This is a genomic window from Streptomyces sp. NPDC050842, assembly GCF_044456565.1.
GTDB lineage: Bacteria > Actinomycetota > Actinomycetes > Streptomycetales > Streptomycetaceae > Streptomyces.
Map to the genome: position 1 here is coordinate 1 of NZ_JBITGA010000019.1, position 21,174 is coordinate 21,174.

The 21,174-nt window shown below is 71.4% G+C and carries 25 protein-coding genes; 10 read left to right on the forward strand and 15 right to left on the reverse strand.

Translation table 11 applies throughout. The annotated features are described in order from the left end of the window. Positions 1 to 111: 111 nt before the first annotated feature. From ACIBG6_RS38170 to ACIBG6_RS38180, 3 genes are read right to left on the reverse strand one after another with little or no spacing between them, the layout of a single operon-like run. Entirely contained in the window at positions 112 to 1,083 is a 972-nt protein-coding gene (locus tag ACIBG6_RS38170; protein ID WP_399227365.1) for a hypothetical protein, read from the reverse strand. After that, positions 1,080 to 1,946, reverse strand: coding sequence for a hypothetical protein (locus ACIBG6_RS38175; RefSeq protein ID WP_399227367.1), 867 nt, complete (start codon positions 1,944 to 1,946; stop codon positions 1,080 to 1,082). The genes ACIBG6_RS38170 and ACIBG6_RS38175 overlap by 4 nt, the downstream gene beginning before the upstream one ends. 17 nt (positions 1,947 to 1,963) lie before the next feature. Further along, on the reverse strand, positions 1,964 to 2,746 hold the full coding sequence (locus ACIBG6_RS38180) for a hypothetical protein (RefSeq protein WP_399227368.1): 783 nt from the start codon (positions 2,744 to 2,746) through the stop codon (positions 1,964 to 1,966). Between the two features lie 103 nt (positions 2,747 to 2,849). Here ACIBG6_RS38180 and ACIBG6_RS38185 point away from each other — a divergent pair, with 103 nt between their 5' ends. Beyond that, positions 2,850 to 3,212: a DsrE family protein gene (locus tag ACIBG6_RS38185; protein WP_024756301.1), complete on the forward strand. Its 363-nt coding sequence runs from the start codon at positions 2,850 to 2,852 to the stop codon at positions 3,210 to 3,212. A gap of 27 nt (positions 3,213 to 3,239) precedes the next feature. Here ACIBG6_RS38185 and ACIBG6_RS38190 read toward each other — a convergent pair whose 3' ends face one another. The 8 genes from ACIBG6_RS38190 to ACIBG6_RS38225 all read right to left on the reverse strand — a co-directional run bounded on the left by ACIBG6_RS38190 (position 3,240) and on the right by ACIBG6_RS38225 (position 8,673). Further along, the gene (locus ACIBG6_RS38190) at positions 3,240 to 3,500 is read right to left on the reverse strand and encodes a DUF3099 domain-containing protein (RefSeq protein ID WP_399227369.1); all 261 of its coding nucleotides are present in this window, start codon (positions 3,498 to 3,500) and stop codon (positions 3,240 to 3,242) included. A gap of 176 nt (positions 3,501 to 3,676) precedes the next feature. Continuing rightward, on the reverse strand, positions 3,677 to 3,964 hold the full coding sequence (locus tag ACIBG6_RS38195) for a DUF1416 domain-containing protein (RefSeq protein WP_017242395.1): 288 nt from the start codon (positions 3,962 to 3,964) through the stop codon (positions 3,677 to 3,679). A gap of 55 nt (positions 3,965 to 4,019) precedes the next feature. Continuing rightward, positions 4,020 to 4,865 carry a sulfurtransferase gene (locus ACIBG6_RS38200; RefSeq protein WP_055642244.1) on the reverse strand — a complete coding sequence of 282 codons (846 nt, stop codon included), beginning with the start codon at positions 4,863 to 4,865 and terminating at the stop codon, positions 4,020 to 4,022. Positions 4,866 to 5,026: 161 nt separating this feature from the next. Beyond that, a complete protein-coding gene (locus ACIBG6_RS38205; protein ID WP_350497993.1) occupies positions 5,027 to 5,107 on the reverse strand; it encodes a putative leader peptide in 81 nt (26 codons plus the stop codon). Between the two features lie 417 nt (positions 5,108 to 5,524). Continuing rightward, a complete protein-coding gene (locus ACIBG6_RS38210) occupies positions 5,525 to 6,211 on the reverse strand; it encodes a DUF2993 domain-containing protein (protein WP_317597690.1) in 687 nt (228 codons plus the stop codon). Positions 6,212 to 6,325: 114 nt separating this feature from the next. Next, positions 6,326 to 7,498: a hypothetical protein gene (locus tag ACIBG6_RS38215; RefSeq protein WP_399227370.1), complete on the reverse strand. Its 1,173-nt coding sequence runs from the start codon at positions 7,496 to 7,498 to the stop codon at positions 6,326 to 6,328. Between the two features lie 11 nt (positions 7,499 to 7,509). Beyond that, complete coding sequence (locus tag ACIBG6_RS38220; RefSeq protein WP_399227371.1) at positions 7,510 to 7,764, reverse strand: MoaD/ThiS family protein; 255 nt, start codon at positions 7,762 to 7,764, stop codon at positions 7,510 to 7,512. A 45-nt stretch (positions 7,765 to 7,809) separates the two neighbouring features. Further along, positions 7,810 to 8,673, reverse strand: a complete 864-nt coding sequence (locus tag ACIBG6_RS38225; protein ID WP_399227372.1) for an alpha/beta hydrolase — start codon at positions 8,671 to 8,673, stop codon at positions 7,810 to 7,812. A 217-nt stretch (positions 8,674 to 8,890) separates the two neighbouring features. Here ACIBG6_RS38225 and ACIBG6_RS38230 point away from each other — a divergent pair, with 217 nt between their 5' ends. Together ACIBG6_RS38230 and ACIBG6_RS38235 are read left to right on the forward strand one after the other, a co-directional pair. Further along, positions 8,891 to 9,712 carry a response regulator transcription factor gene (locus ACIBG6_RS38230; protein ID WP_329622114.1) on the forward strand — a complete coding sequence of 274 codons (822 nt, stop codon included), beginning with the start codon at positions 8,891 to 8,893 and terminating at the stop codon, positions 9,710 to 9,712. 24 nt (positions 9,713 to 9,736) lie between these two features. Next, complete coding sequence (locus ACIBG6_RS38235) at positions 9,737 to 10,762, forward strand: LacI family DNA-binding transcriptional regulator (RefSeq protein WP_399227373.1); 1,026 nt, start codon at positions 9,737 to 9,739, stop codon at positions 10,760 to 10,762. A 91-nt stretch (positions 10,763 to 10,853) separates the two neighbouring features. Here the strand turns inward: ACIBG6_RS38235 and ACIBG6_RS38240 are convergent, their stop codons facing one another. Then, a complete protein-coding gene (locus ACIBG6_RS38240; RefSeq protein ID WP_399227374.1) occupies positions 10,854 to 10,976 on the reverse strand; it encodes a hypothetical protein in 123 nt (40 codons plus the stop codon). A gap of 94 nt (positions 10,977 to 11,070) precedes the next feature. Here ACIBG6_RS38240 and ACIBG6_RS38245 point away from each other — a divergent pair, with 94 nt between their 5' ends. The 3 genes from ACIBG6_RS38245 to ACIBG6_RS38255 are packed head-to-tail and all read left to right on the forward strand — an operon-like array spanning position 11,071 to position 14,455. Then, the gene (locus ACIBG6_RS38245) at positions 11,071 to 12,297 is read left to right on the forward strand and encodes a S1C family serine protease (protein WP_399227375.1); all 1,227 of its coding nucleotides are present in this window, start codon (positions 11,071 to 11,073) and stop codon (positions 12,295 to 12,297) included. 32 nt (positions 12,298 to 12,329) lie between these two features. After that, the gene (locus ACIBG6_RS38250) at positions 12,330 to 13,061 is read left to right on the forward strand and encodes a response regulator transcription factor (protein WP_399227376.1); all 732 of its coding nucleotides are present in this window, start codon (positions 12,330 to 12,332) and stop codon (positions 13,059 to 13,061) included. Continuing rightward, positions 13,058 to 14,455, forward strand: a complete 1,398-nt coding sequence (locus ACIBG6_RS38255; protein ID WP_399227377.1) for a sensor histidine kinase — start codon at positions 13,058 to 13,060, stop codon at positions 14,453 to 14,455. Before ACIBG6_RS38250 ends, ACIBG6_RS38255 begins: the two co-directional genes overlap by 4 nt. A 7-nt stretch (positions 14,456 to 14,462) precedes the next feature. Here ACIBG6_RS38255 and ACIBG6_RS38260 read toward each other — a convergent pair whose 3' ends face one another. The 3 genes from ACIBG6_RS38260 to ACIBG6_RS38270 all read right to left on the reverse strand — a co-directional run bounded on the left by ACIBG6_RS38260 (position 14,463) and on the right by ACIBG6_RS38270 (position 17,797). Continuing rightward, positions 14,463 to 14,897 (reverse strand): hypothetical protein, encoded by a 435-nt coding sequence (locus ACIBG6_RS38260; protein WP_399227378.1) that lies wholly within the window; start codon positions 14,895 to 14,897, stop codon positions 14,463 to 14,465. 74 nt (positions 14,898 to 14,971) lie between these two features. Continuing rightward, positions 14,972 to 15,826: a phosphatidylinositol-specific phospholipase C gene (locus tag ACIBG6_RS38265; RefSeq protein ID WP_399227379.1), complete on the reverse strand. Its 855-nt coding sequence runs from the start codon at positions 15,824 to 15,826 to the stop codon at positions 14,972 to 14,974. A 117-nt stretch (positions 15,827 to 15,943) separates the two neighbouring features. Next, a complete protein-coding gene (locus ACIBG6_RS38270; protein ID WP_399227380.1) occupies positions 15,944 to 17,797 on the reverse strand; it encodes a bifunctional metallophosphatase/5'-nucleotidase in 1,854 nt (617 codons plus the stop codon). 162 nt (positions 17,798 to 17,959) lie between these two features. Between ACIBG6_RS38270 and mshD the strand changes: the two genes are divergently transcribed. From mshD to ACIBG6_RS38290, 4 genes are all read left to right on the forward strand, one after another. Beyond that, positions 17,960 to 18,886 (forward strand): mycothiol synthase, encoded by a 927-nt coding sequence (mshD, locus tag ACIBG6_RS38275; RefSeq protein WP_399227381.1) that lies wholly within the window; start codon positions 17,960 to 17,962, stop codon positions 18,884 to 18,886. Between the two features lie 100 nt (positions 18,887 to 18,986). Beyond that, a complete protein-coding gene (locus tag ACIBG6_RS38280) occupies positions 18,987 to 19,373 on the forward strand; it encodes a GntR family transcriptional regulator (protein ID WP_399227409.1) in 387 nt (128 codons plus the stop codon). Further along, on the forward strand, positions 19,370 to 20,212 hold the full coding sequence (locus ACIBG6_RS38285) for an ABC transporter ATP-binding protein (RefSeq protein WP_399227382.1): 843 nt from the start codon (positions 19,370 to 19,372) through the stop codon (positions 20,210 to 20,212). The genes ACIBG6_RS38280 and ACIBG6_RS38285 overlap by 4 nt, the downstream gene beginning before the upstream one ends. Further along, a complete protein-coding gene (locus ACIBG6_RS38290; RefSeq protein ID WP_399227383.1) occupies positions 20,209 to 21,129 on the forward strand; it encodes an ABC transporter permease in 921 nt (306 codons plus the stop codon). Before ACIBG6_RS38285 ends, ACIBG6_RS38290 begins: the two co-directional genes overlap by 4 nt. Positions 21,130 to 21,174: the final 45 nt, after the last annotated feature.

The window sequence follows — 21,174 nt, forward strand, 5'->3', positions numbered from 1 at the left end:
CCCGCCCACGACCGGGCATCAACAAGAACCCCACCCATGAACAATCCAACGACCGACCTGTCCAACCGTCACAGCAAAGACCGTTGCAGTACTAGCGACACACGGTGGCGATCAGCCGAGCAGCTGCGCCTGGAGGGCGACGGTCTGCTGGAAGGGCACGGCGAGCGCCTCGCCCTTACGGGTCTGGGTGACCAGCCCGAGGGTGTCGCCGGCCTGGATGTACGCCCACCGGGTCTGCTCGGGTCCGTACGGCTTCCGCTCGTCGAAGGCGTACAGGGAGAGGAAGGGCACCCGGACGTCCTTCAGGACGGTGTCCGCCGTCTCGCCGTCGACGCCGGCCGGGAGCCTGCTGCCGCGTACGCCCGTGTCCAGGACGTCGTCCTTGAACGCCTCCGCGAACGCGACCGAGGTGAACCGCATCAGGTACACCCGGGTGGTCGTGCCGTCCGGCGTCGTCCAGCCGCGGGCGGCGATGTGCCGCAGGGCGGAGTCGGCCAGGGCCTCCTTCACCGCGACCCGGTCGTCGGCGTGGAAGTGCGCGAGGTAGGTGTCGAGGCCGATCCAGCCCCCGTTCAGGCGGGGGTCGACCGTGGCGCCCTCCGGGGCGGGCAGCACGAGCTCGCGGAGGTCGGCGTGGTGGACCTCGCCGCCGTTCCCGTCGGAGTACGGACGCGGGACTCCCTCCGGCAGCGCCGGCAGGGCGATCGCGGGGTAGGTCCAGCGACCGTCGGACTCGGTCGCGAGACCGGGCACCTCGTCGCGCTCCATGGACGTCAGCCCGAGGGCCGTACCGGCACCGACACCGCCGCACACGAGCACCGCGGCGGTCCAGCGGGCGACGGCCGCGAGCAGCGGCCGCCGGGACTTCTTCGGCGCGGGGACGGGTACGAGTGCGGCTTCGGGTGCCGGTACGGCTTCGGCCTGAGGCACGGACGGCGCGGGGATCCGGGGCTCGACCTGAGCCTCGGTCCGGGCCTCAGCCTGGGCCTCGGTCTGCGGCTCGGCCGACGGCTCGCTCTGGGGCTCGCTCTGGGGCTCGCTCTGGGGCTCGGTCTGGGTCTGGGTCTGGGTCTGCTCGGTCATACGTACTCCCCCGGGGACTCGATGTGGTCGAGCTGCTGCTTGAGCAGGTCCGCCACGCCCGCCCGGTCGAACGGCCTGGCGCCCGCCGCCGTGACCGAGACCATGACCTCGGAGTCGTAGGCGACGCAGACCATGCCGTCGAGCTGCTCCTCCCGTTCCTTCTTCTTGAGCGTCTTGTCCTCGGGCATGAGGTAGCAGGCGGCGTTCCGGTGGTCCTTCACCTTGGGACCCTTCGGGAACTCCAGGAACTCCAGGACCTCCTTGCGGAGCCTGAAGCTGTCCTTGATCCGCTTCTTGTCCTTCATCCGCGTGATCTGCACGGAGAGGACGGCGGCGTCGGTCAGGTCCGTGAAGGAGCGGACCGCGATGCCCTGGATGCCGAGCCGGTCGACGTCCTTCTCGTACGCGCGCCGCTTCTTGCCGGAGAGGCCTTCGCCCTCCTGCTTCATCTGCGCGACGGCCTCCGCCTCGCCCAGCTCGCCGTCGTTCCCGAACAGCTCGTGGTCGGGGCCGAGCGCGTACCCGGGCGGCACGGGCAGCAGCAGCTTGCTCAACGGCGTGTTCGCCTTGCCGCGCGCGGCGGACTCGGCGGCCGGGTCCGTGTCGTTCGCGGTCGTCTCCGCCGGGCCCCACACCACCGTCGGCGCGGTGCGGTCGGCGGAGGAGACGGTGACGGCGGTGTACGTCACGCCGCCGCCCGCCGCGCCGAGGACCAGCACGGCGGGCAGGACGACCCCGAGCAGGGTCCGGCGCCCGCCGCGCTTCGGCTGCCGCGGGGCCTCGGCGGCGGCTTCACCGAGTGGAGCGGGCGCGATCGGTTCGGTGGGATCGATGGGTTCGATGGGTTCGATGGGTGCGTTCACGTCGTTCCGGTCCTCAGTCACAGGCGCCCCAGCTGTCGCTCGGCCAGCGAACGGATGTCCTTCTCCGCGATCTTCTTCGTGTCGAAGATGAAGATCTCGACCGCGATGTCGCCGCGGTGGAAGTAGGCCCTGGCCTCGTAGAAGTCGAGGTATCCGGCCTCCCGCCGCACGGGGAAGACGTAGTAGCGGCCGTCGCCGGAGCCCTTGAGGGCCTCGCCCTCGTCCTCCGCGTACTCCTCTTCGGTCATGTAGCCCTGCTGGTCCTCGACGTGATCCTGCGCGCCGAGTTCGTCGCCGGGGCGGTACTGGATCAGGCGGACCTGGCTCAGCCGGTTCTCGCCCGTCTTCCAGGACGTGACCGCGACGCGCCGGATGCCCAGCTCCAGCTGGTAGCTCAGCGCCTCCCCGGCCCGCTCGAAGTCGGAGGCGTACTCGCGGACCGACATCCAGCCGTCGCGGTCTCCGAACTCGTCCTTCTTCGCGCCCGCGGGCTTCGGGACCAGCAGCTTCCGCAGGTCGCCCTGCGCCTTGGCCTGTCGGTCCTCCGAAGCGGGGAGCGGATCCGGCGCCTGGCCCTTCGGGAGAGGCTTGGGATAGGCGAGGGCCGGCTGGTTCAGCGGCGGGAGCGGCGTCGGTTCGCGCTGTGCCTGGACGCCGTATCCGACCGCCGTGCCGCCGACGAGGCCGAGGACGGCGGCGACGGCGACGAGCCCGACCGTACGGAGGGCACGGCGGCGCGGTCGTACGACCTCGGACGGCGGCACTATTCCCTGATCAGGGCTGATTTCTTCGTTGTTCAACAGTCCCCCCACGAGACCTGAATCGCGGATTCCGTAACCCGCGCACCCAGCTGACACGTGAGAGCCGCAGGAGGTTGCAGTGCCGCGCATTACAGTTCGGCATATGGCGAAGAAGCTCGTGATCAAGGTGACCGCAGGGGCCGACGCCCCCGAACGCTGCTCTCAGGCCTTCACGGTGGCCGCCGTCGCCGTCGCCAGCGGGGTCGAGGTCTCGCTCTGGCTGACCGGCGAGTCCTCGTGGTTCGCCCTCCCGGGCCGCGCGGCCGAGTTCGAGCTGCCGCACGCCGCGCCCCTGCCGGACCTGATCGACTCGGTCCTGGCGGCCGGGCGCGTGACGCTGTGCACGCAGTGCGCGACCCGGCGCGAGATCACGGAGAAGGACGTACTGGACGGCATCCGCATCGCGGGCGCGCAGGTCTTCGTCCAGGAGGCCATGGCCGACGAGACCCAGGCCCTCGTCTACTGAGGACGGCCTGAGGCGCCTGAGGACGGCCTACTTCCGGCGCTTCTTGCCGTCGAGCTCGTCCCACCACTCGTCCGACTTCGGGTCCCCTGAAGGGTCGTCCCACCAGCGGTCCTCAGGGCCCCGGCGGTTCGCGATCATCGCGGCGACCGGGGGTATGACCATGGCGACGACGCACATGCCGATCGCCACCGGCATCGAGAAGAGCCGCACGACGGCCCAGGCGCCCACGAAAAGCACCAGGCAGGCGCCCATCAGCCAGAAGTAGACGTGGCGACGGCGTGCGTACACCTCTTCAGCGTACGTCCGGACCCTGGGTCCGGGCAGACCGAAGGGCCGTGCCTCAAGTCCTGGAAATGGCGTCCAACCCCCCAGGAGGCACGGCCCTACGGCCGGTATGACGAGGCTTCGCTCGAAGCCTGTGAGGCGCCCCCGGCGCCGAGCGGTGCGAGGGGCGCGTCAGAAAATCAGACCGCGATGGCGACCTCCGCGAGGCCGCCCTTCTGCGCCACGACCTGGCGGTCGGCGGTGCCGCCCGGGACCAGGGCGCGGACGGTCCAGGTGCCCTCGGCCGCGTAGAAACGGAACTGTCCGGTGGCGGAGGTCGGGACCTCGGCCGTGAACTCGCCGGTCGAGTCCAGGAGGCGGACGTAACCGGTGACGGGCTCGCCGTCCTTGGTCACGAAGCCCTGGATGGTGGTCTCACCGGGCTTGATCGTCGAGGCGTCGGGGCCGCCGGGCTGCGCTCCACACATGGTGTTCTGTCCTTACGGTCGAGGGGTCCGGAGAAGGGGAGGTCCGGAGGAGGACTTACTTGTTGGCGCCGAGCTCGATCGGCACGCCGACGAGGGAGCCGTACTCGGTCCACGAGCCGTCGTAGTTCTTGACGTTCGTGACCTCGAGCAGCTCGTGCAGGACGAACCACGTGAGCGCGGAGCGCTCACCGATGCGGCAGTACGCGATGGTGTCCTTCGCCAGGTCGACCTGCTCGTCCTCGTAGAGGGCCTTGAGCTCGGCGTCCGACTTGAAGGTGCCGTCGTCGTTGGCGTTCTTCGACCACGGGATGTTGCGGGCGCTCGGCACGTGGCCGGGGCGCTGCGACTGCTCCTGCGGGAGGTGCGCCGGGGCGAGCAGCTTGCCGGAGAACTCGTCGGGCGAGCGGACGTCGACCAGGTTCTGGGCGCCGATCGCGGCCACGACGTCGTCGCGGAACGCGCGGATCGAGGAGTCCTGGGCCTGGGCCTTGTACTCCGTGGCCGGGCGGGCCGGCACGGCGGAGCCGTCGACCAGGTCGCGGGAGTCGAGCTCCCACTTCTTGCGGCCGCCGTCGAGGAGCTTCACGTCCTGGTGACCGTAGAGCTTGAAGTACCAGTAGGCGTAGGAGGCGAACCAGTTGTTGTTGCCGCCGTAGAGGACGACCGTGGTGTCGTTCCCGATGCCCTTGGCCGAGAGGAGCTTCTCGAAGCCCTCCTGGTCGATGAAGTCACGGCGGACCGGGTCCTGAAGGTCCTGGGTCCAGTCGATCCGGATGGCGTTGCGGATGTGGTTCTTCTCGTAGGCCGAGGTGTCCTCGTCGACCTCGACGATGGCAACCTGCGGGTTGTCGAGGTTGGCCTCGACCCAGTCCGCGTCGACCAGGACGTCGCTGCGAGCCATGCTGTTCTCCTCCGGGGCAGTGTGCGGCGGTGTGGTGCGGTTGGTGCGGGTTTGTGATCCGGTACGCGTCGTCGCGTGGCGTACGACGTGCGTACGGCTGCACAGGTCGGCCCCGACCGCGGTCGAAGGGCCTGAGGGAATACGGGAGTCGGCGCTCCCGCTCAGACTGAGCGACAGAGCATGGCGGCGACGCGGCACAGGTCTACTGCCCGCCGCTTCGTGAGATCCGCCTGTCGCTTCATGCCCTCGATCGTAGGGACGGACAGGCGGCCGTGTCACCGGTGTGTCGTATTTTGAGACGCGATCGTCCGAGATGCGAGACGTGATCACCGTACGGGTCGGCTCCGGGCGCCTCCGCGCGGCGGTGTCCGCTTCGGTTTCTGCGGATCGGACGGCGACGTCTCAGCATGTGACCAGGGGCGCCGTCCATGGGTCGAACGGGGGCGTACGAGGGCGCATGAGCGCGCGCGGAGGCGTACGGGAGCGTGCGAGAGCCGCGCGGTGACGGCGCGGGTTTGATGGCGCGGTTGATGGCGCGGCGCTGCTCACGGGCCGCTCAAGGGCGCTCAAGGGTCGCTTACGGCCGCTCAAGGGCCGCCGTGGGGCGGCCGCCCGGCCGGAAGCCCCCGCGCAGTCCTCCCCGCCGCCTCCTCCGGGCCTCAGCCCGCCAGGGCGATGTCCTTGCCCGTCACCGCGACGGCGAGGCCGTCCGGCCTGGCCTCGACCTTCTCCACCTTCATCCCGGCGATCAGCCCGATCGGCCGCTCGAAGTCGGTCCGCTCGCGGACCAGTTGCTCCACACCCGGAATGCCCTCGCCCGGCACCTCGTCCGCGCGGACCTTGATCGTGTCGCCGTTCACCACGGTCACGGTGGACAGGACCGAGCGGGTCAGCGTGCGGCCCATGATCTCGACCCCGCCGGTGACCTTCACCTTCCCGTCGCCGCCGTAGGCGACGGTGGCCTCGCGGTCGGAGGCGGCCGTGAGGTCCGCGTACGAGATGAGGGCGGTGCCGGACGCCGAGCCCGCCCGCGCGCCCGACCAGTCGCCGGTGACGGTCACGTCCCGGAGCGCGGCCGTCAGCTCGCCGATCCGGATCTGCCGGCTGCCCGCCGTCGCCTCGACGCCCTTCGCCACCACGTCGACCTCGTCGAACCGCTTGTCCGCGACCTGCGTGAGGAACGGGAAGCCCTTGATGTCGATCTCGATCGAGTCGCTCTTCGTCCCCGAGAGCTTCACCCGGCTCGCCGCCTCCGACTCGGCGTACGCCACGGCGAGCCGGTCGATCCCGACGAGCACCCCGCCCAGCACGACGGCCACGATCAACAGAATCCGCAGTGCTCGCATGGGCTGTGCGTCTCCCCGATAGACAGAAATGCGACTGGATAAGTGTTCGGCCCCCCGACACGAAGATCGACGTGTCGAGGGGCCGTTTGGTTCCCTCCCGGGTCCCGGCCGGACTCAGGCCAGGGCGCGGCCCAGCAGGTAGACGGCGGGCGCGGCGGCCGTCAGCGGCAGCGCGATCCCCGCGGTCATGTGGACGAAGCGCGACGGGTAGTCGTAGCTGGCCACCCGCAGGCCGATCAGCGCGCAGACCCCGGCCGCGAGGCCGATCAGCGCGCCGGAGGAGCCCAGGTCGGTCAGCCCGCCCGCCGCGATCCCGGCACCCGCGCCCGCGAGGAGCGCGATGACCAGGGAGACCGGGCCGGGCAGCGGGAGCGCCCGGGCGACGACGGTCGCGGCGACCGCGATCCCGCCGACGACGACCGCGTCCGGGGCGGCGCCGAGGTGCCCGGCGGCGACGACCGTCAGCGCGGCCGAGGCGATGCCGGCCATCAGGCCGTACATCCGCTCGTCCGGGTCGGCGTGGCTGCGGAGCTGGAGGACGAGACAGAGCAGGACCCAGACGCCGAGCGTGCCCAGGATCGCGGCGGCCGCGTGCTCCCGGCCGGTGGCCAGGAGGGCGGCGTCGGCGACGAGACCGCCGGCGAAGGCGAGGGCGATGCCCTGCCGGGCGGGCCACATGCCGTTGAGCCGGAACCAGCCGGCGGCGGTGAGGCCCTGGAGGAGGACGAGCGGGACGAGCAGCCCGTACGGGCCGAGGGCGGCGCCGCCGGCGAGCAGCAGGCCGAGGACGGCGGTCAGGGCCGCCGGCTGGAGACCGGGCTCGATCACGGGCGAGCGGCCTTCGGCACGCGCGCGCTGGGCGTCGGTGATCCGGGTGTTGCCGGAGGTGGTCGGCGACGAGTAGCCCGAGCCCGCCGCCTCGGCCACGGGCTCGGGCGCGTACTCCACCGGCACGGGCGTGTCGTACGCCACGGGAGCCGCGGGAGCCGCCGCGTACTGCTGCCGCTGCTGCTGGCGCTGGTGCTCATACGGCTGCGGCTGCTGCGGCTGCTCGTACGTCACGCCCTGCGGCTGCGGGTACGCCGTGCTGTCGTAGGCGGGCTGCGCGTACGGATCCTGGTACGGCGCCTCGTACGTCACGGGCGGCTGCTGCTGTTGCCGCTGCTGGACCGCGGGCTGGAACTGGGTGTCCCAGGTCTGGCCCTCCCACGTCTGCGTGACATCCGGGACGTGCTGCCCGTGGCCCTGCCCGTTCGCGTACGGGTCGTACTGCTGGTCGTTGCTCATGCTGCTGGGGTTCACCCTCCTGCGAACGGGGGGAGCACCTCGACCGTGCCGCCCTCGGCAAGCCGTACGGTCTCATGGCTCCGGGTGCCGACGGGGTCGCCGTCGATCAGGAACGAGCACCGCCGGAGGACCTGGGCGAGCTCGCCCGGGTGCTTCTCGCGGGCCGCGTCCAGGGCCTCCGCCAGGGTCTCGGCGGTGTACGGCTCCTCGGCGACACCGGCGGCGGCCTTGGCCGCGGCCCAGTAGCGGATGGTTCCCGCTGCCATAGCGGCGCTCCCTTCGTTCGTGTGCGCGCCGCTTCCCATGATGGGCTATCGGCGCGTGAGCCAGTCCCCCAGCCGGGCGAGCAGTTCCTCGTCGGCCGCGTTCTCGGCGTGGCCCATCCCCGGTTCCAGCCACAGTTCGGCGTCGCCCGCCCCGGCCAGCATCCGCGGGTGGTCGAGCGGGAAGTACGCGTCCCGGTCGCCGTGCACGATCAGCAGAGGGACCGGCGCGATCAGCGGGACGGCCTCGACGGGCGAGAGGGGTACGGGGTCCCAGGTCCGCCGGTCGATCCGGGTGCGGAGCCCGTAGCGGCCGACCATCCGGCCCGCGGGGCGGGTGACCACCCAGTGGAGGCGGCGCATCGGGGCCGTACCCCGGTAGTACCAGCGTGCGGGGGCGGAGACGGCGGCCACCGCGTCCACGCGTCCCTCCGTACCCCGCTCCAGGGCCGCGTGGCGCAGGACGACGGACCCGCCCATGGAGAAGCCGACCGTCACCACGCGCGCGTGGCCGAGCTCGCGGGCCCAGCGGACGGCCGCGGACAGGTCGAGGACCTCCCGGTCGCCGACCGTGGAGCGGCCGCCGGAGCCGCCGTGCCCGCGGAAGGAGAAGGTGACGACGGCCGCGCCGCGCTCCGCGAAGGCGCGGGCGGCGCGGCGGACGGCGGGCCGGTCGGCCGACCCGGTGAAGCCGTGGGCGACGACCACGGCCGTACCGGTGACGGCCGTCTCGGCGACGCCCGTACCGGTGACGGCCGTTTCGGTGACACTTGCCGCAGGGGGTTCGTAAACCGCCTCGATACGGACACCGTCATCCGTACGCAACATCACACGCCGCGGATCGCAAGGATGGACGGAAGTGAGCGACGAGACATCCACCATGTGAAATCGGCTCTCTCCCTCTGAACTCATGTGGGCTATTCTGCTGGGCATGAGGATCCGGGCAACGCAGCCCCCGGGTCCTTTTGCGTTTTCCGACCGTTGTTACGGATAGGTGAACAAAAGCTCTCAGGGCGCGAGAGCTTTCAGTGATCTGTACGAAGCAGTGCACGTCCTCGCAGGGACCGAGGAGGAACCGCGTGATGAGCGAGCGAACGAAGCACGACCGACCGATGGCAGGTGGCGCGGTATGAGCTCTCTGCTGCTCCTGACCAACGCCCTCCAGCCGTCGACCGAAGTGCTGCCCGCACTCGGCCTGCTGCTGCACAACGTCCGGGTGGCTCCGGCCGAGGGCCCGGCCCTCGTGGACACCCCCGGCGCGGACGTGATCCTCGTCGACGGCCGGCGCGACCTCCCGCAGGTCCGCTCCCTCTGTCAGCTGCTGCGCTCCACGGGGCCCGGCTGTCCGCTGATCCTCGTCGTCACGGAGGGCGGCCTCGCGGCCGTCACCGCCGACTGGGGCATCGACGACGTCCTCCTCGACACCGCGGGACCGGCCGAGGTCGAGGCGCGGCTGCGGCTCGCGATGGGCCGCCAGCAGATCGTCTCCGACGACTCCCCGATGGAGATCCGCAACGGCGACCTGTCGGTCGACGAGGCGACGTACAGCGCGAAGCTCAAGGGCCGGGTCCTGGACCTGACCTTCAAGGAGTTCGAGCTCCTCAAGTACCTGGCCCAGCACCCGGGCCGGGTCTTCACGCGGGCCCAGCTCCTCCAGGAGGTGTGGGGGTACGACTACTTCGGCGGCACCCGAACGGTCGACGTCCACGTGCGGCGGCTGCGGGCGAAGCTGGGCCCCGAGCACGAGTCGCTGATCGGCACCGTGCGGAACGTTGGCTACCGCTTCGTCACCCCGGAGAAGGTCGAGCGCGCGGCCGAGGAGGCCCGGGCGAAGGACACCCGGACGGAGGAGGCCGCCCGCACCGCCCGTGTCAAGGAGGCCGACCGGGAGGTCACTCCGCTGGAGGACAGGAACGTGGCGGACGCCACAGTGCGACCTGCCGGTAGGTAGGTCACCCCGCGTAGACTGCCGCGCGTGGCCAAGGTGACGCGGGATGACGTAGCTCGACTGGCAGGTACTTCGACCGCGGTCGTGAGCTACGTCATCAACAACGGACCCCGGCCGGTCGCCCCGGCCACGCGCGAGCGTGTCCTCGCCGCCATCAAGGAGCTGGGCTACCGTCCCGACCGGGTGGCCCAGGCGATGGCGTCCCGGCGCACGGACCTCATAGGCATGATCGTCCCGGACGCCCGGCAGCCGTTCTTCGCGGAGATGGCCCACGCGGTCGAGCAGGCCGCCGCCGAGCGCGGAAAGATGGTGCTCGTCGGCAACTCCGACTACCGCACCGAGCGCGAGGTCCACTACCTGCGGGCCTTCCTCGGCATGCGGGTCTCCGGACTGATCCTGGTCAGCCAGGGCATGAGCGAGCAGGCCGCGAGCGAGATCGAGGCCTGGGACGCCCGCGTGGTGCTGCTGCACGAGCGCCCCGAGGCGATCGACGACGTGGCCGTCGTGACGGACGACATCGGCGGCGCCCAGCTCGCCACCCGGCACCTCCTGGAGCACGGCCACCCGTACGTGGCCTGCCTCGGCGGCGTCCCGAACACCCCGGCCGTCGGCGACCCGGTCGCCGACCACGTCGAGGGCTGGCGGCGCGCCATGGTGGAGGCGGGCCTCCCGACCGAGGGCCGGCTCTTCGAGGCCCCGTACAACCGCTACGACGCCTACCAGGTGGCCCTGAAGCTGCTCGCGGGCCCGGACAGGCCGCCGGCCATTTTCTGCTCCACCGACGACCAGGCCTTCGGCGTCCTGCGGGCCGCACGCGAGCTGCGCATCGAGGTGCCGTCGGAGCTGGCGGTCGCGGGCTTCGACGACGTGAAGGAGGCGGCGCTCACCGACCCGCCGCTGACCACGGTCTTCTCGGACCGCCCGGCGATGGCCCGGGCGGCGGTGGACCTGGTCCTGGACGACAGCCTGCGCGTCGCGGGCTCGCGCCGCGAGCGGGTCAAGCTCTTCCCCTCGGGCCTGGTCGTCCGCCGCTCCTGCGGCTGCGGCGAGTAGGCCTTCACGCCGGTACGCGCCGGTACGGGCACGCCGCCCGTACCGCGCGGGGACGTCGCCGCCCCCGCACGGGATCGTGATCGGCAGCCGATCAGCCGAGGAGCCGGCCGGGCTGACCGCCCACACGCTCGTTGGTGACGGCCAGCAGGTCGTTGGTGCTGCCGCCGTCGTACGAGCCGACCGCGAGATGGACGACGGCTCGGACGGGCCCCACTCAGGGGGATCCTTATTTCGGGCATACAGGGTTCTGTCGGGCCTCTCAGCCGGTCCTCAGACGCCTCTCATGTACGGCTCCGAGAGTCATAGCCATGACGGACTTCCAGGAGCAGCAGCCGCAGCAGCAGCCGTACTACCCGCCGCAGCCCCCGAGGCCCCCGTACGCCCCGACGCAGCAGCAGGGTGACCGGCAGCCGTACGACGCCGCGCAGCCGTACGAGGCGACCCGGCCGATCACCACCGAGCCGATCACCACCGAGCCGGGGACCACGATCTGGCCGTCCGGCGGGCACGGCGGGCACGTCCCTCCGTCCGGCGGGCACCTCCCTCCGTCCGGCGGGCACCTCCCGCCGCCGCCCCTGGATCCACCGGTCGCCGTCGCGGCGGACGGCGCCCCGGGCGCCCGTCGCCGCGCCAAGCGCGGGGTCGGGCTCCTCGCGGCCGTGGCCATCGCGGCCGCGGCGGTCGGCGGCGGTGCGGCGACGCTCGTCCAGCAACTCACCACCGACACCCCCGCCACCGCCTTCTCGGGCGTGACCGGCACGAACGTCTCCGCGAGCAGCGCGGGCACGGTCGCCGGCGTCGCCCAGGCCGTCTCCCCCTCCATCGTCGAGATCTCCGCGAGCTCGAACTCCGGCAAGTCCACCGGCTCGGGCGTGATCATCACCTCCGACGGCGAGATCGTCACCAACAACCACGTGATCTCCGGCGCCTCCCAGATCAGCGTGCAGCTCAGCGACGGCACGTCGTACCGGGCGGAGGTCGTCGGCACCGACCCCGACAAGGACCTGGCGCTGATCAAGCTCCAGGGAGCCTCCGGCCTGAAGGCCGCCACGCTCGGCGACTCGTCCCAGGTGAAGGTCGGCGAGGAGGTCGTGGCGATCGGCTCCCCCGAGGGCCTGACCGGCACGGTCACCAGTGGCATCGTCTCGGCGCTCGACCGGGACGTGACGGTCGCCAAGAACGACGACGGTGCCGGTGCCGGTGCCGGTGCCGGTGCCGGCCAGGAGCAGCAGCAGCCGCAGTACGACCCGCGACAGGGCTGGCCGTTCGAGTTCGGCGGGCAGCAGTTCAACGGCGACACGGGCACGTCGAAGACGACGTACAAGGCGATCCAGACCGATGCCTCGCTCAACCCGGGGAATTCCGGCGGTGCGTTGATCAATATGAACGGCGAGATCATCGGAATCAATTCGGCCATGTATTCGCCCAGTTCTTCGAGCGGTTCCACGGCCGGAAGTGTCGGCCTCGGATTCGCCATTCCGGTCGACACGGTGAAGGCCGACCTCGACGGCCTCCGTTCCGGCGGAGACGACTGAGCGGTGTCCGGAGTGCGTGCGAGGCTGGTGCCATGACTGGCCAGGTGAACGAAGGCGCCCGCGAGCGCATCCTGATCGTCGAGGACGAGCCCGCCGTGCGGGAGGCCCTGCGCCGCAGCCTCGCCTTCGAGGGGTACGACACGCAGGACGCCGTCGACGGTCTCGACGCGCTCGCCCGCATCGAGGCGTACGTCCCCGACCTCGTCGTCCTCGACGTCCAGATGCCCCGGATGGACGGGCTCACCGCGGCCCGGCGCATCAGGGCCTCCGGCTCGACCGTGCCGATCCTCATGCTGACCGCCCGCGACACCGTCGGCGACCGGGTCACCGGCCTCGACGCCGGCGCGGACGACTACCTCGTGAAGCCCTTCGAGCTGGACGAGCTCTTCGCCCGGATCCGGGCGCTGCTCCGGCGCAGCTCGTACGCCTCCGCCGCCGCGGCCCCGGCCGACGACGACGTGCTGTCGTTCGAGGACCTGCGGATGGACCTGGCGACGCGCGAGGTGACCCGGAGCGGGCGGACGGTGGAGCTGACGCGCACCGAGTACACGCTCCTGGAGATGTTCCTGGCGCACCCGCGGCAGGTGCTGACCCGGGAGCAGATCCTCAAGGCGGTGTGGGGCTTCGACTTCGAGCCGAGCTCGAACTCGCTCGACGTGTACGTGATGTACCTGCGGCGCAAGACGGAGGCGGGCGGCGAGCCGCGCCTCGTGCACACGGTGCGGGGCGTCGGCTACGTCCTGCGCGGAGGAGGCAGCGAGTGATCCGCTTCAGGCCCCTGGCCTGGTTCCGTTCGCGGCCGCTCCGGTCGCGGCTCGCGCTGCTCACCGCGTTCGCGGTGGCGGTCGCGGTCGCGGCGGTCTCGCTGGCCTGCTGGTTCGTGACGCGGGCCCAGCTGGAGGCCGAGATGGACTCGTCGCTGCGCAGCAGCAGGCTGGACGAGGCCTCGGTGCAGAACCTGCTCACGCTGTGCCGCCTGGGCACGACGCCGCCGCCGATGGGGGGCTCGTACACGGTGCAGGTGATCTTCGCGAACGGCAGCGTGTGCACCTCCGGCAAGGCCGCGATCCCGGCCGGCCCCGCCGACCTCGCGGTGGCGCGCGGCCAGCTGTCGTACGCGCTGCACACGGTGAAGGACGGCGACGGCCGGGAGATGCGGGTCTACACGTACCCGCAGGGGGGCCCGCCCGGGCTCGCGGTCTCCGTCGCCCGCCCGCTCGCCGAGATCGACAACTCGATGTCCACGCTGCGCTGGGTGCTGCTCCTGGTCTCCGGGATCGGCGTCGTCGGCGCCGGCGCGGCGGGCCTGTGGGTCGCGCGGACCGGCCTCGAACCGGTGAACCGGCTGACCGGCGCCGTCGAGCACGTGGCCGCGACCGAGGACCTGACCCTCCGTATCCCGGTGGACGGCGAGGACGAGATCGCGCGCCTGTCGCGCTCCTTCAACACGATGACGGCGGCGCTCGCGACCTCCCGCGACCGGCAGGCACAGCTGATCGCGGACGCCGGCCACGAACTCCGCACGCCCCTCACCTCGCTCCGGACGAACGTCGAACTGCTCGCGCGGAGCGAGGAGACCGGCCGGGCGATCCCGCCGGACGACCGGCGGGCGCTGATGGCCTCGGTGAAGGCGCAGATGACGGAGCTCGCGGCGCTGATCGGCGACCTCCAGGAGCTGGCCCGCCCGGACACGGTGCGGCCGGGGCCCCTCGAAGTCGTCCCGCTCCACACCATCCTCCGCTCGGCCCTGGACCGGGCCCGGCTGCGCGGCCCGGAGCTGACCTTCGTCACGGACCTCGCGCCCTGGTACGTACGGGCGGAGCCGGCGGCGGTCGAGCGCGCCCTCGTCAACGTCCTGGACAACGCGGTGAAGTTCTCGCCGCCCCGGGGCACGGTCGAGGTGACCCTGATGCGGGGCGAGCTGACGGTCCGGGACCACGGCCCGGGCATCCCGCCGGACGAACTCCCCCACGTCTTCGACCGCTTCTGGCGCTCCCCGTCGGCCCGCAGCCTGCCGGGCTCGGGCCTGGGCCTCTCGATCGTCGCCCGCACGGTCCACCAGGCAGGCGGCTCGGCAAGCCTCGCCCCGGCCCCGGGCGGCGGCACGGTGGCGACGGTCCGGCTGCCGGGCGCACCGACGCCGCCGCCGGAACACTGAAGCCGGATCAGTCTCCGGTGAAGCCCCAGAAGCACAGCTCCGCCGGACGGCCCTCGCCTGCGTACACGATCGTGCAGCAGCCGGAGCCGCGATCGAACGGAGGGAACCAACCGTCTCCGGCCCGCTTCAGGGCCTGCTCGACGACCTCCCGTCCGGGCTGCGCCGTGCCGAAGAGTTCCATGGCTTCCGCCGCTTCGACCACCCTCACGTCGCCGGGCTCCTCCATGGCCTCCTCGCAACGGACCACGCGCTCGACGTCCAACACCGAATGCGCCGGCTCCTCCTCCAGCCAACCGCTCGCCATCAGCGCTGCCGGCGTCTCGATGCCCGCTTCCCGGTAGTACTCGGCGTCCTGGGCGAAGACCGCCTCGCGAAGATCGTTCAGCGCATCCTGCTCACTGTGCCGGAAAGGCGTGAAGTACGACCATCTGCTCGCTCCCATGCCGGGGAACCTTACTGACGGCCTGAGACAGGAGCCCTTGGCGAAGTACCGCAGCGTGATCGCCCGGGCAGGTCCTAGTTGTGCCGGAGGAGGGCCTCGACGAGGCCTGAGCGGGTGTTCGGGTAGTCCATGGGGACGATCCCGAGGCCGGTCCGCCCGGCGGCCTCGGCGCCGTCGAGCCAGGAGTGGACGCGGGGGTTGAGCCGGTCGGCGTTCCAGCGGGGCGGGAGCGCGGCTGCGGTCGACACGTAGTTGACGTACAGCTTCCCGGGCTGGGCGATCGCCTTGCGGAAGTGGGCCTCGATCTTGGGGTACTTGCCGAACGGTTCGGCCATGTAGTCGTCCTGGATGTCGAAGAGCGAGCCGTCGCCGTAGCGGACGCCCGGCAGCCCTCCGTTGTCGGCGAGCAGGACGACACGGCCGCGGGCCTCGCCGAGGAGCGGCAGGCCGGCGCCGATCCGGAAGAGGGAGCGCCAGCCGCGCGCGTCGAGGTAGTCGTCGAAGACGGCGCGGAAGGTGGCGTCGGACTCCTCCGAGTACTCCTGCTTGACCCGCATGAGGACGGTCTCGGAGGGGTGGGCGGCGAGGAAGGTCCGGCAGGCGACGAGGACGTCCCCGAACATCATGTTCTGGTACGAGGCGCCGTGGTGGATCGCGAAGGACCCGCCGGTCACCCGGCACCGGATGTCCAGGAAGCGGATCCCGCTGTCCAGCTGCTGGGCGATGGTGCTGTTCTGGCATTCGGTCCAGGGGCCGCCGTACCGGGCCCCGGAGTCGTGCGTCCCCGGGATGGTCAGCTGCCGCAGGGCCGTACCGTCCCCGTGCGCCGCCATCCAGGCCCGTACGTCCACGGCGGAGGCGGCGGGCGCCCCGAGCATCACTCCGGCCCCGGCGGCGAGGGCCCCCACGAGAAAACGTCGTCGCTCCATGAGCCGGATGATGTCAGGGTCACGACAAACACACCAGGGGTCTTCCGGACGTACGCGAAAGGGGGCGGCGGCCCGTCGGAACGGTCCGCCGCCCCCTCGCTCAGGGGCCCGGAAGGGCTACTTGACGACCGTGATGCGGCCCGTCGCCGGCGGAGCCAGCGGCGCGGTGGCCGAGGAGTGCGCCGCCAGGTAGGCGGTGAACATGTCCAGGTCGGACGCGCCGACCAGCTTGTTCTTGTGCTCCTTCAGGACGGCGAAGCCGTCGCCGCCACCGGACAGGAACTCGTTCATCGCGACCCGGTAGGTCTTCGCCGGGTCGATCGCCTCACCGTTCAGCCGCACCGAGTCGACCACGATCCGGTCGGCGCCGGCCTTGGTCATGTCCAGGGTGTAGGTGAAGTTCTTCGACACCTGGAGGATCTTCGGGGCACCCAGGTTGAGGCCGCTGACCTGCTGCTGGAGCGTGGTGACGAGCTGGGCGCCGGTCAGGTCGACCGCCGTCATCATGTTGGTGAACGGCTGGACGGTGTACGCCTCGCCGTAGGTCACGACCCCGTCGCCCTCGGCGCCGGACGCCTTGTGGGTCAGCGGCGCGCGGACGCCGCCCGGGTTCATCAGGGCGAGCTGCGCACCGCCCTTGTCCGCCGGGGCCATGCCCTCCAGCTGCGCGTCCGCGATCAGGTTGCCCAGCGGCTTCTCGTACACCGCCGGCTCGAGGGGGTTCTCGATGTCGGCGGAGATGTGACCGACGGGACGGCCGGCGATCGGCGCGGCCAGGTCCTTCCAGCGCTTGATCAGCTTGCTCATGTCGCCGGCCGGCTTCACGTCACGGGTGACGACGTGGTTCGCGGAGGCGACGGCGGTGCGGACGATGTCCTTCGTACGACGGTCGTAGGTGAGCGTCGTGTCGGTGTAGAGCCGGCCGAAGGAGGCCGCCGAGGTGACCGTGCGCGGCTTGCCCGCCGGGTCCGCGATGGTGCACGCGTAGGCCTGGTGGGTGTGGCCGGTGACCAGGGCGTCGACCTGCGGGCTGACGTTCTTGGCGATGTCGACGATCGGGCCGGAGATGCCGTTGCCGGGACCCGGGCTGTCACAGTCGTAGTTGTACGCGCCCGAGGCGGGCAGGCCGCCCTCGTGGAGCAGGGCGACGATCGACTTCACGCCCTTGCGCTCCAGCACCTTGGCGTACTTGTTGATCGTCTCGACCTCGTCGCCGAACTTCAGGCCCTTGATGCCCTCGGCGGACACGATGTTCGCCGTGCCTTCGAGGGTGACGCCGATAAAGCCGATCTTGACGCCGTCGCGCTCCCAGACGAAGTACGGGTCGAGCAGCGGCTTGCCGCTCTTCTCGTCCGTCACGTTGGCCGCGAGGTAGGGGAAGTCCGCGCCCTTGAAGGTCCTGCCCTCTTCGAAGCAGCCCTCGGTCGGGTGACAGCCGCCGTTCTGTATGCGGGCCAGCTCGCGCGCGCCCTCGTCGAACTCGTGGTTGCCGACCGAGCTCACGTCGAGCTTCAGCTTGTTCAGCGCCTCGATGGTCGGCTCGTCGTGGAACAGCCCGGAGACCAGCGGCGAGGCGCCGATCATGTCGCCCGCGGCGGCGGTGACGGAGTACCGGTTGCCCTGGCGGGCCTGCCGCAGGTGCGTGGCCAGGTACTCGACGCCGCCGACGTCGTTGATGGTTTCGGTCGTGCCGTCCTCTTTGAGGTGGGTGAGCCGGCCCGCCGAGCCGGTCGGCGGCTCCAGGTTGCCGTGGAGGTCGTTGAAGGACAGCAGCTGGACGTCGACCATCCGGCCCCATCCCTTGCCGTTCCCGTAGCCGTTCTCGCTCCCGGCGGCGAACGCGTCCCCGGCGGCACCCGCCGACGACGGCATCGCGGCGAAGAGCGCCCCGACGGTCGCGAGTCCCGCACCGGCGGCCAGAATTCGCCGCCCGGTCTTGTTCTTCCGCTTCTTCCCCGGTATTGCTGCCATCTCTCCCCTTGCCCCTTGCCCCTTTTGCGGCGTTGATCTACGCACCCGTCTGCCGGTGCAGCCTAGAGTCAACGCGCGTAGCGCAACAGGGGGTAGCGGGTTACAAGACAGTTGCCGCCGCCTTTCCCCTGGGCGGCGGTACGTCACCGTAGGCTCGTACCCATGACTTCCGACGCGGCGCCGGCCATCGAACCGGGACGGCAGATCCACACGTATGACGAGCTCTCCCCCGAGCAGGTCCAGGACGTACTGGAGCTCCTCGAGGCCGCCGACCGGGCCGACGGGCTGCACGCCGTGTCCGAACAGGGGCGGCTCTACCTGCGGCACGGCCGCCGCGAGGGCGTGCGCCACTTCCTGCTCACCGTCGGCCCGCACCTCTACGGCTACGCCCAGCTGGAGGAGACCGACCCGATCGAGGCCCCGGCCGCCGAGCTCGTCGTCCATCCGAGCCACCGCGGCCGCGGCCACGGCCGGGCGCTCGGCACCGCCCTGCTCGCCGCCTCCGGCAAGCGGCTGCGCGTCTGGGCGCACGGCGGCAAGTCGGCGGCCCGGCACCTCGCGCAGGTCCTGGGCCTGACGCTCTTCCGCGAACTCCGCCAGCTGCGCCGGTCCCTGACGCCGCTGGACATCCCGGAGCCGGTCCTGCCCGAGGGCGTCACCGTCCGAACATTCGTCCCCGGCCAGGACGACACGGCCTGGCTCGCCGTCAACGCGACCGCCTTCGCGCACCACCCCGAGCAGGGCTCGCTCACGCAGCGGGACCTGGACGACCGGATGGCCGAGCCGTGGTTCGACCCGAAGGGCTTCTTCCTCGCGGAGAAGGACGGGAAGCTGATCGGCTACCACTGGACGAAGACGCACGCCGAGGAGCAGCTCGGCGAGGTGTACGTGGTCGGCATCCTGCCCGAGGCGCAGGGCGGCGGCCTCGGCAAGGCGCTGACGGCGATCGGCCTGCGGCACCTGGCGGCGCAGGGGCTGCCGACGGCGATGCTGTACGTGGACGCGGACAACACGGCGGCGGTGACGGTCTACGAGCGGCTCGGCTTCGCGACGCACGAGGTGGACCTGATGTACCGCACGGAGTCCTGAGCCCTCCTCGACCATGTGAGGACAGGGGGCGGTTGACACCGCCCCCTTCTTTGCACCACCCTTTCACTACTTGATTAGTGAAAGGGTGGTGGAAGCGATCGTGGTCGAGTACCGCATCGACCGGCGCAGTGGCATCGCCACCTACCTCCAGATCGTCCAGCAGACGAAGCAGGCCCTCCGGATGGGCCTCCTGGAGCCCGGCGACCGACTGCCCACCGCACGCGAGGTCGTCGAAGCGACGGCCATCAATCCGAACACGGTCCTCAAGGCCTACCGCGAGCTCGAACGCGAAGGCCTCGTCGAGGCCCGCCGAGGCCTCGGCACCTTCGTCCGGGCCACCCTCGGCACCGGCCCCGCCGACTCGCCCCTCCGCGGCGAACTCACCGCCTGGGCCCACCGCGCCCGCGCCGCCGGGATGGACCGCGAGGACGTGTCCGCGCTCTTCACATCCGTACTGAAGGAACACTTCGAGGGGGACGACGCATGACGAGAGACGGCATCGCGCTGGAGGCCGATCTCCTGGGCAAGAAATACGGCGGGAGAGGCGGCGGCTGGGCCCTGCGGGAGTGCGACTTCGCCCTCCCCGCCGGCCGCATCTGCGCGCTCGTCGGCCCCAACGGCGCCGGCAAGTCCACCCTCCTCGCCCTCGCCGCCGGGCTGCTCCGCCCCACCGAGGGCACGATCCACGCCCCGGCCCGCGAACACCTCGCGTACGTCGCCCAGGACAAGCCGCTCCACCCCCGGCTCTCCGTCGCCGACACCCTGCGCATGGGCCGCGAACTCAACCCGGGCCGCTGGGACGAGACAGCCGCGCAGCGCGTGATGGCCGACGAACTCGACCCGCGCGCTCTCGTACGCGACCTCTCCGGCGGCCAGCGCACCCGCGTCGCCCTCGCGCTCGCCCTCGGCAAGCGCGCCGAACTCCTACTCCTCGACGAACCGATGGCCGACCTCGACCCGCTCGCCCGGCACCAGCTGATGGGCCTGCTCATGGCCGACGCCGCCGAACACGGCACGACCGTCGTCATGTCGTCGCACATCCTCACCGAGCTGGAGGGCGCCTGCGACCACCTGCTCCTGCTCCACGGCGGCCGGATGCGCCTCGACGGGCCCGTGGACGAACTCCTCGCCGCCCACACCCTGCTCACGGGCCCGGTCGGCGACCTCGCTCCGCACACGGTCGTCGAGTCCCGCACGACGGGCCGTCAACTCACGGCCCTGATCCGCCACGAGGGTCCGGTCGAAGGCCCCTGGGAGACGAGCGAGCCGTCCCTGGAGGACCTCCTCCTCGCCCACCTCCGCACCCCCGAAGGAGCCAAGGCATGAGCACCCTCACCCTGAAGGGCCCCTACTGGGTGACGGTCCGCCAGTACCGCCGGACGCTGCGGCTGGTGGGTGGCGGAGTCCTGCTGAGCCTGGTGCTGATGCTCTGGCTCCGGTACTGGGACGGCCAGACGACCGGCACCAACCAGGACAACGGCCACGCCGTCCTGCGGATCGCCATGGACTGGGCGTCCACGGCCATGCTTCTCCTGCCGCTGTTCGTCGGCGCGTTCGTCGCGGGACCGCTGGTCGCGCGCGAGCTCGAATCGGGCACGTACAAGCTCGCCCTCACACAGTCCGTCACACCGGCCCGCTGGCTCGGCACGAAGCTCCTGGTGGCCGGTGCCACGACCGTCGCCGCCACCGCCGTGCTGATCGGCGTCTACCGGCTCGGCTGGGCGAACTTCACCGACGCCGCGTGGTCGTTCCTCTGGTACGAGCCGGGCACGTACGTGGCCACCGGACCCGTCGTCCTCGCGCAGGCCATGCTCGCCCTCGGCCTCGGCGCGCTCATCGGCCAACTGGTCCGCCGCACCGTGACGGCCATGGCGTTCACCGGCCTCGTCACCGGCCTCGTCCTCCTCGTCGTCGGCCAGCTCCGCTGGTCGCTGATGCCGGTGAAGACCCTGACCGGGCCGCTCACCGAAGGCATCACCGCCGCCCTGCTCGTCACCTCCCGCGAGACCGGCTCAGGTCTGATCACGACCAGCGGGGAACGGCTCCCCGCGCACGCCTGCTTCGAACGCACCGAGCAGTGGGGCGTCTGCCCGGCCGACATGAACGTCGCCGGGCAGTACTGGGACTATCACCCCGTCTCCCACTACTGGCCCATCCAGCTCATCGAGACCGGCATCCTCCTCGCCCTCGCCGCCCTCGCGGCCTACGCCGCCTTCCGCGTCCTCCGCGCCCGGCATCCGTAGCCAGAACCCGCAGCGGCAACCCGTAGAAAAAGAGAACGGGCGGGG

Bases quoted from the DNA above. Each gene is read 5' to 3' on its own strand.
- ACIBG6_RS38290 (WP_399227383.1), top strand. From the start codon at position 20,209: ATGAGCACCCTCACCCTGAAGGGCCCCTACTGGGTGACGGTCCGCCAG.
- ACIBG6_RS38245 (WP_399227375.1), top strand. From the start codon at position 11,071: ATGACGGACTTCCAGGAGCAGCAGCCGCAGCAGCAGCCGTACTACCCG.
- ACIBG6_RS38185 (WP_024756301.1), top strand. From the start codon at position 2,850: ATGGCGAAGAAGCTCGTGATCAAGGTGACCGCAGGGGCCGACGCCCCC.
- ACIBG6_RS38285 (WP_399227382.1), top strand. From the start codon at position 19,370: ATGACGAGAGACGGCATCGCGCTGGAGGCCGATCTCCTGGGCAAGAAA.
- ACIBG6_RS38265 (WP_399227379.1), bottom strand. From the start codon at position 15,826: ATGGAGCGACGACGTTTTCTCGTGGGGGCCCTCGCCGCCGGGGCCGGA.
- ACIBG6_RS38210 (WP_317597690.1), bottom strand. From the start codon at position 6,211: ATGCGAGCACTGCGGATTCTGTTGATCGTGGCCGTCGTGCTGGGCGGG.
- ACIBG6_RS38215 (WP_399227370.1), bottom strand. From the start codon at position 7,498: ATGAGCAACGACCAGCAGTACGACCCGTACGCGAACGGGCAGGGCCAC.
- mshD (WP_399227381.1), top strand. From the start codon at position 17,960: ATGACTTCCGACGCGGCGCCGGCCATCGAACCGGGACGGCAGATCCAC.
- ACIBG6_RS38220 (WP_399227371.1), bottom strand. From the start codon at position 7,764: ATGGCAGCGGGAACCATCCGCTACTGGGCCGCGGCCAAGGCCGCCGCC.
- ACIBG6_RS38200 (WP_055642244.1), bottom strand. From the start codon at position 4,865: ATGGCTCGCAGCGACGTCCTGGTCGACGCGGACTGGGTCGAGGCCAAC.
- ACIBG6_RS38250 (WP_399227376.1), top strand. From the start codon at position 12,330: ATGACTGGCCAGGTGAACGAAGGCGCCCGCGAGCGCATCCTGATCGTC.
- ACIBG6_RS38205 (WP_350497993.1), bottom strand. From the start codon at position 5,107: ATGAAGCGACAGGCGGATCTCACGAAGCGGCGGGCAGTAGACCTGTGC.
- ACIBG6_RS38195 (WP_017242395.1), bottom strand. From the start codon at position 3,964: ATGTGTGGAGCGCAGCCCGGCGGCCCCGACGCCTCGACGATCAAGCCC.
- ACIBG6_RS38260 (WP_399227378.1), bottom strand. From the start codon at position 14,897: ATGGGAGCGAGCAGATGGTCGTACTTCACGCCTTTCCGGCACAGTGAG.
- ACIBG6_RS38270 (WP_399227380.1), bottom strand. From the start codon at position 17,797: ATGGCAGCAATACCGGGGAAGAAGCGGAAGAACAAGACCGGGCGGCGA.
- ACIBG6_RS38170 (WP_399227365.1), bottom strand. From the start codon at position 1,083: ATGACCGAGCAGACCCAGACCCAGACCCAGACCGAGCCCCAGAGCGAG.
- ACIBG6_RS38230 (WP_329622114.1), top strand. From the start codon at position 8,891: ATGAGCTCTCTGCTGCTCCTGACCAACGCCCTCCAGCCGTCGACCGAA.
- ACIBG6_RS38225 (WP_399227372.1), bottom strand. From the start codon at position 8,673: ATGAGTTCAGAGGGAGAGAGCCGATTTCACATGGTGGATGTCTCGTCG.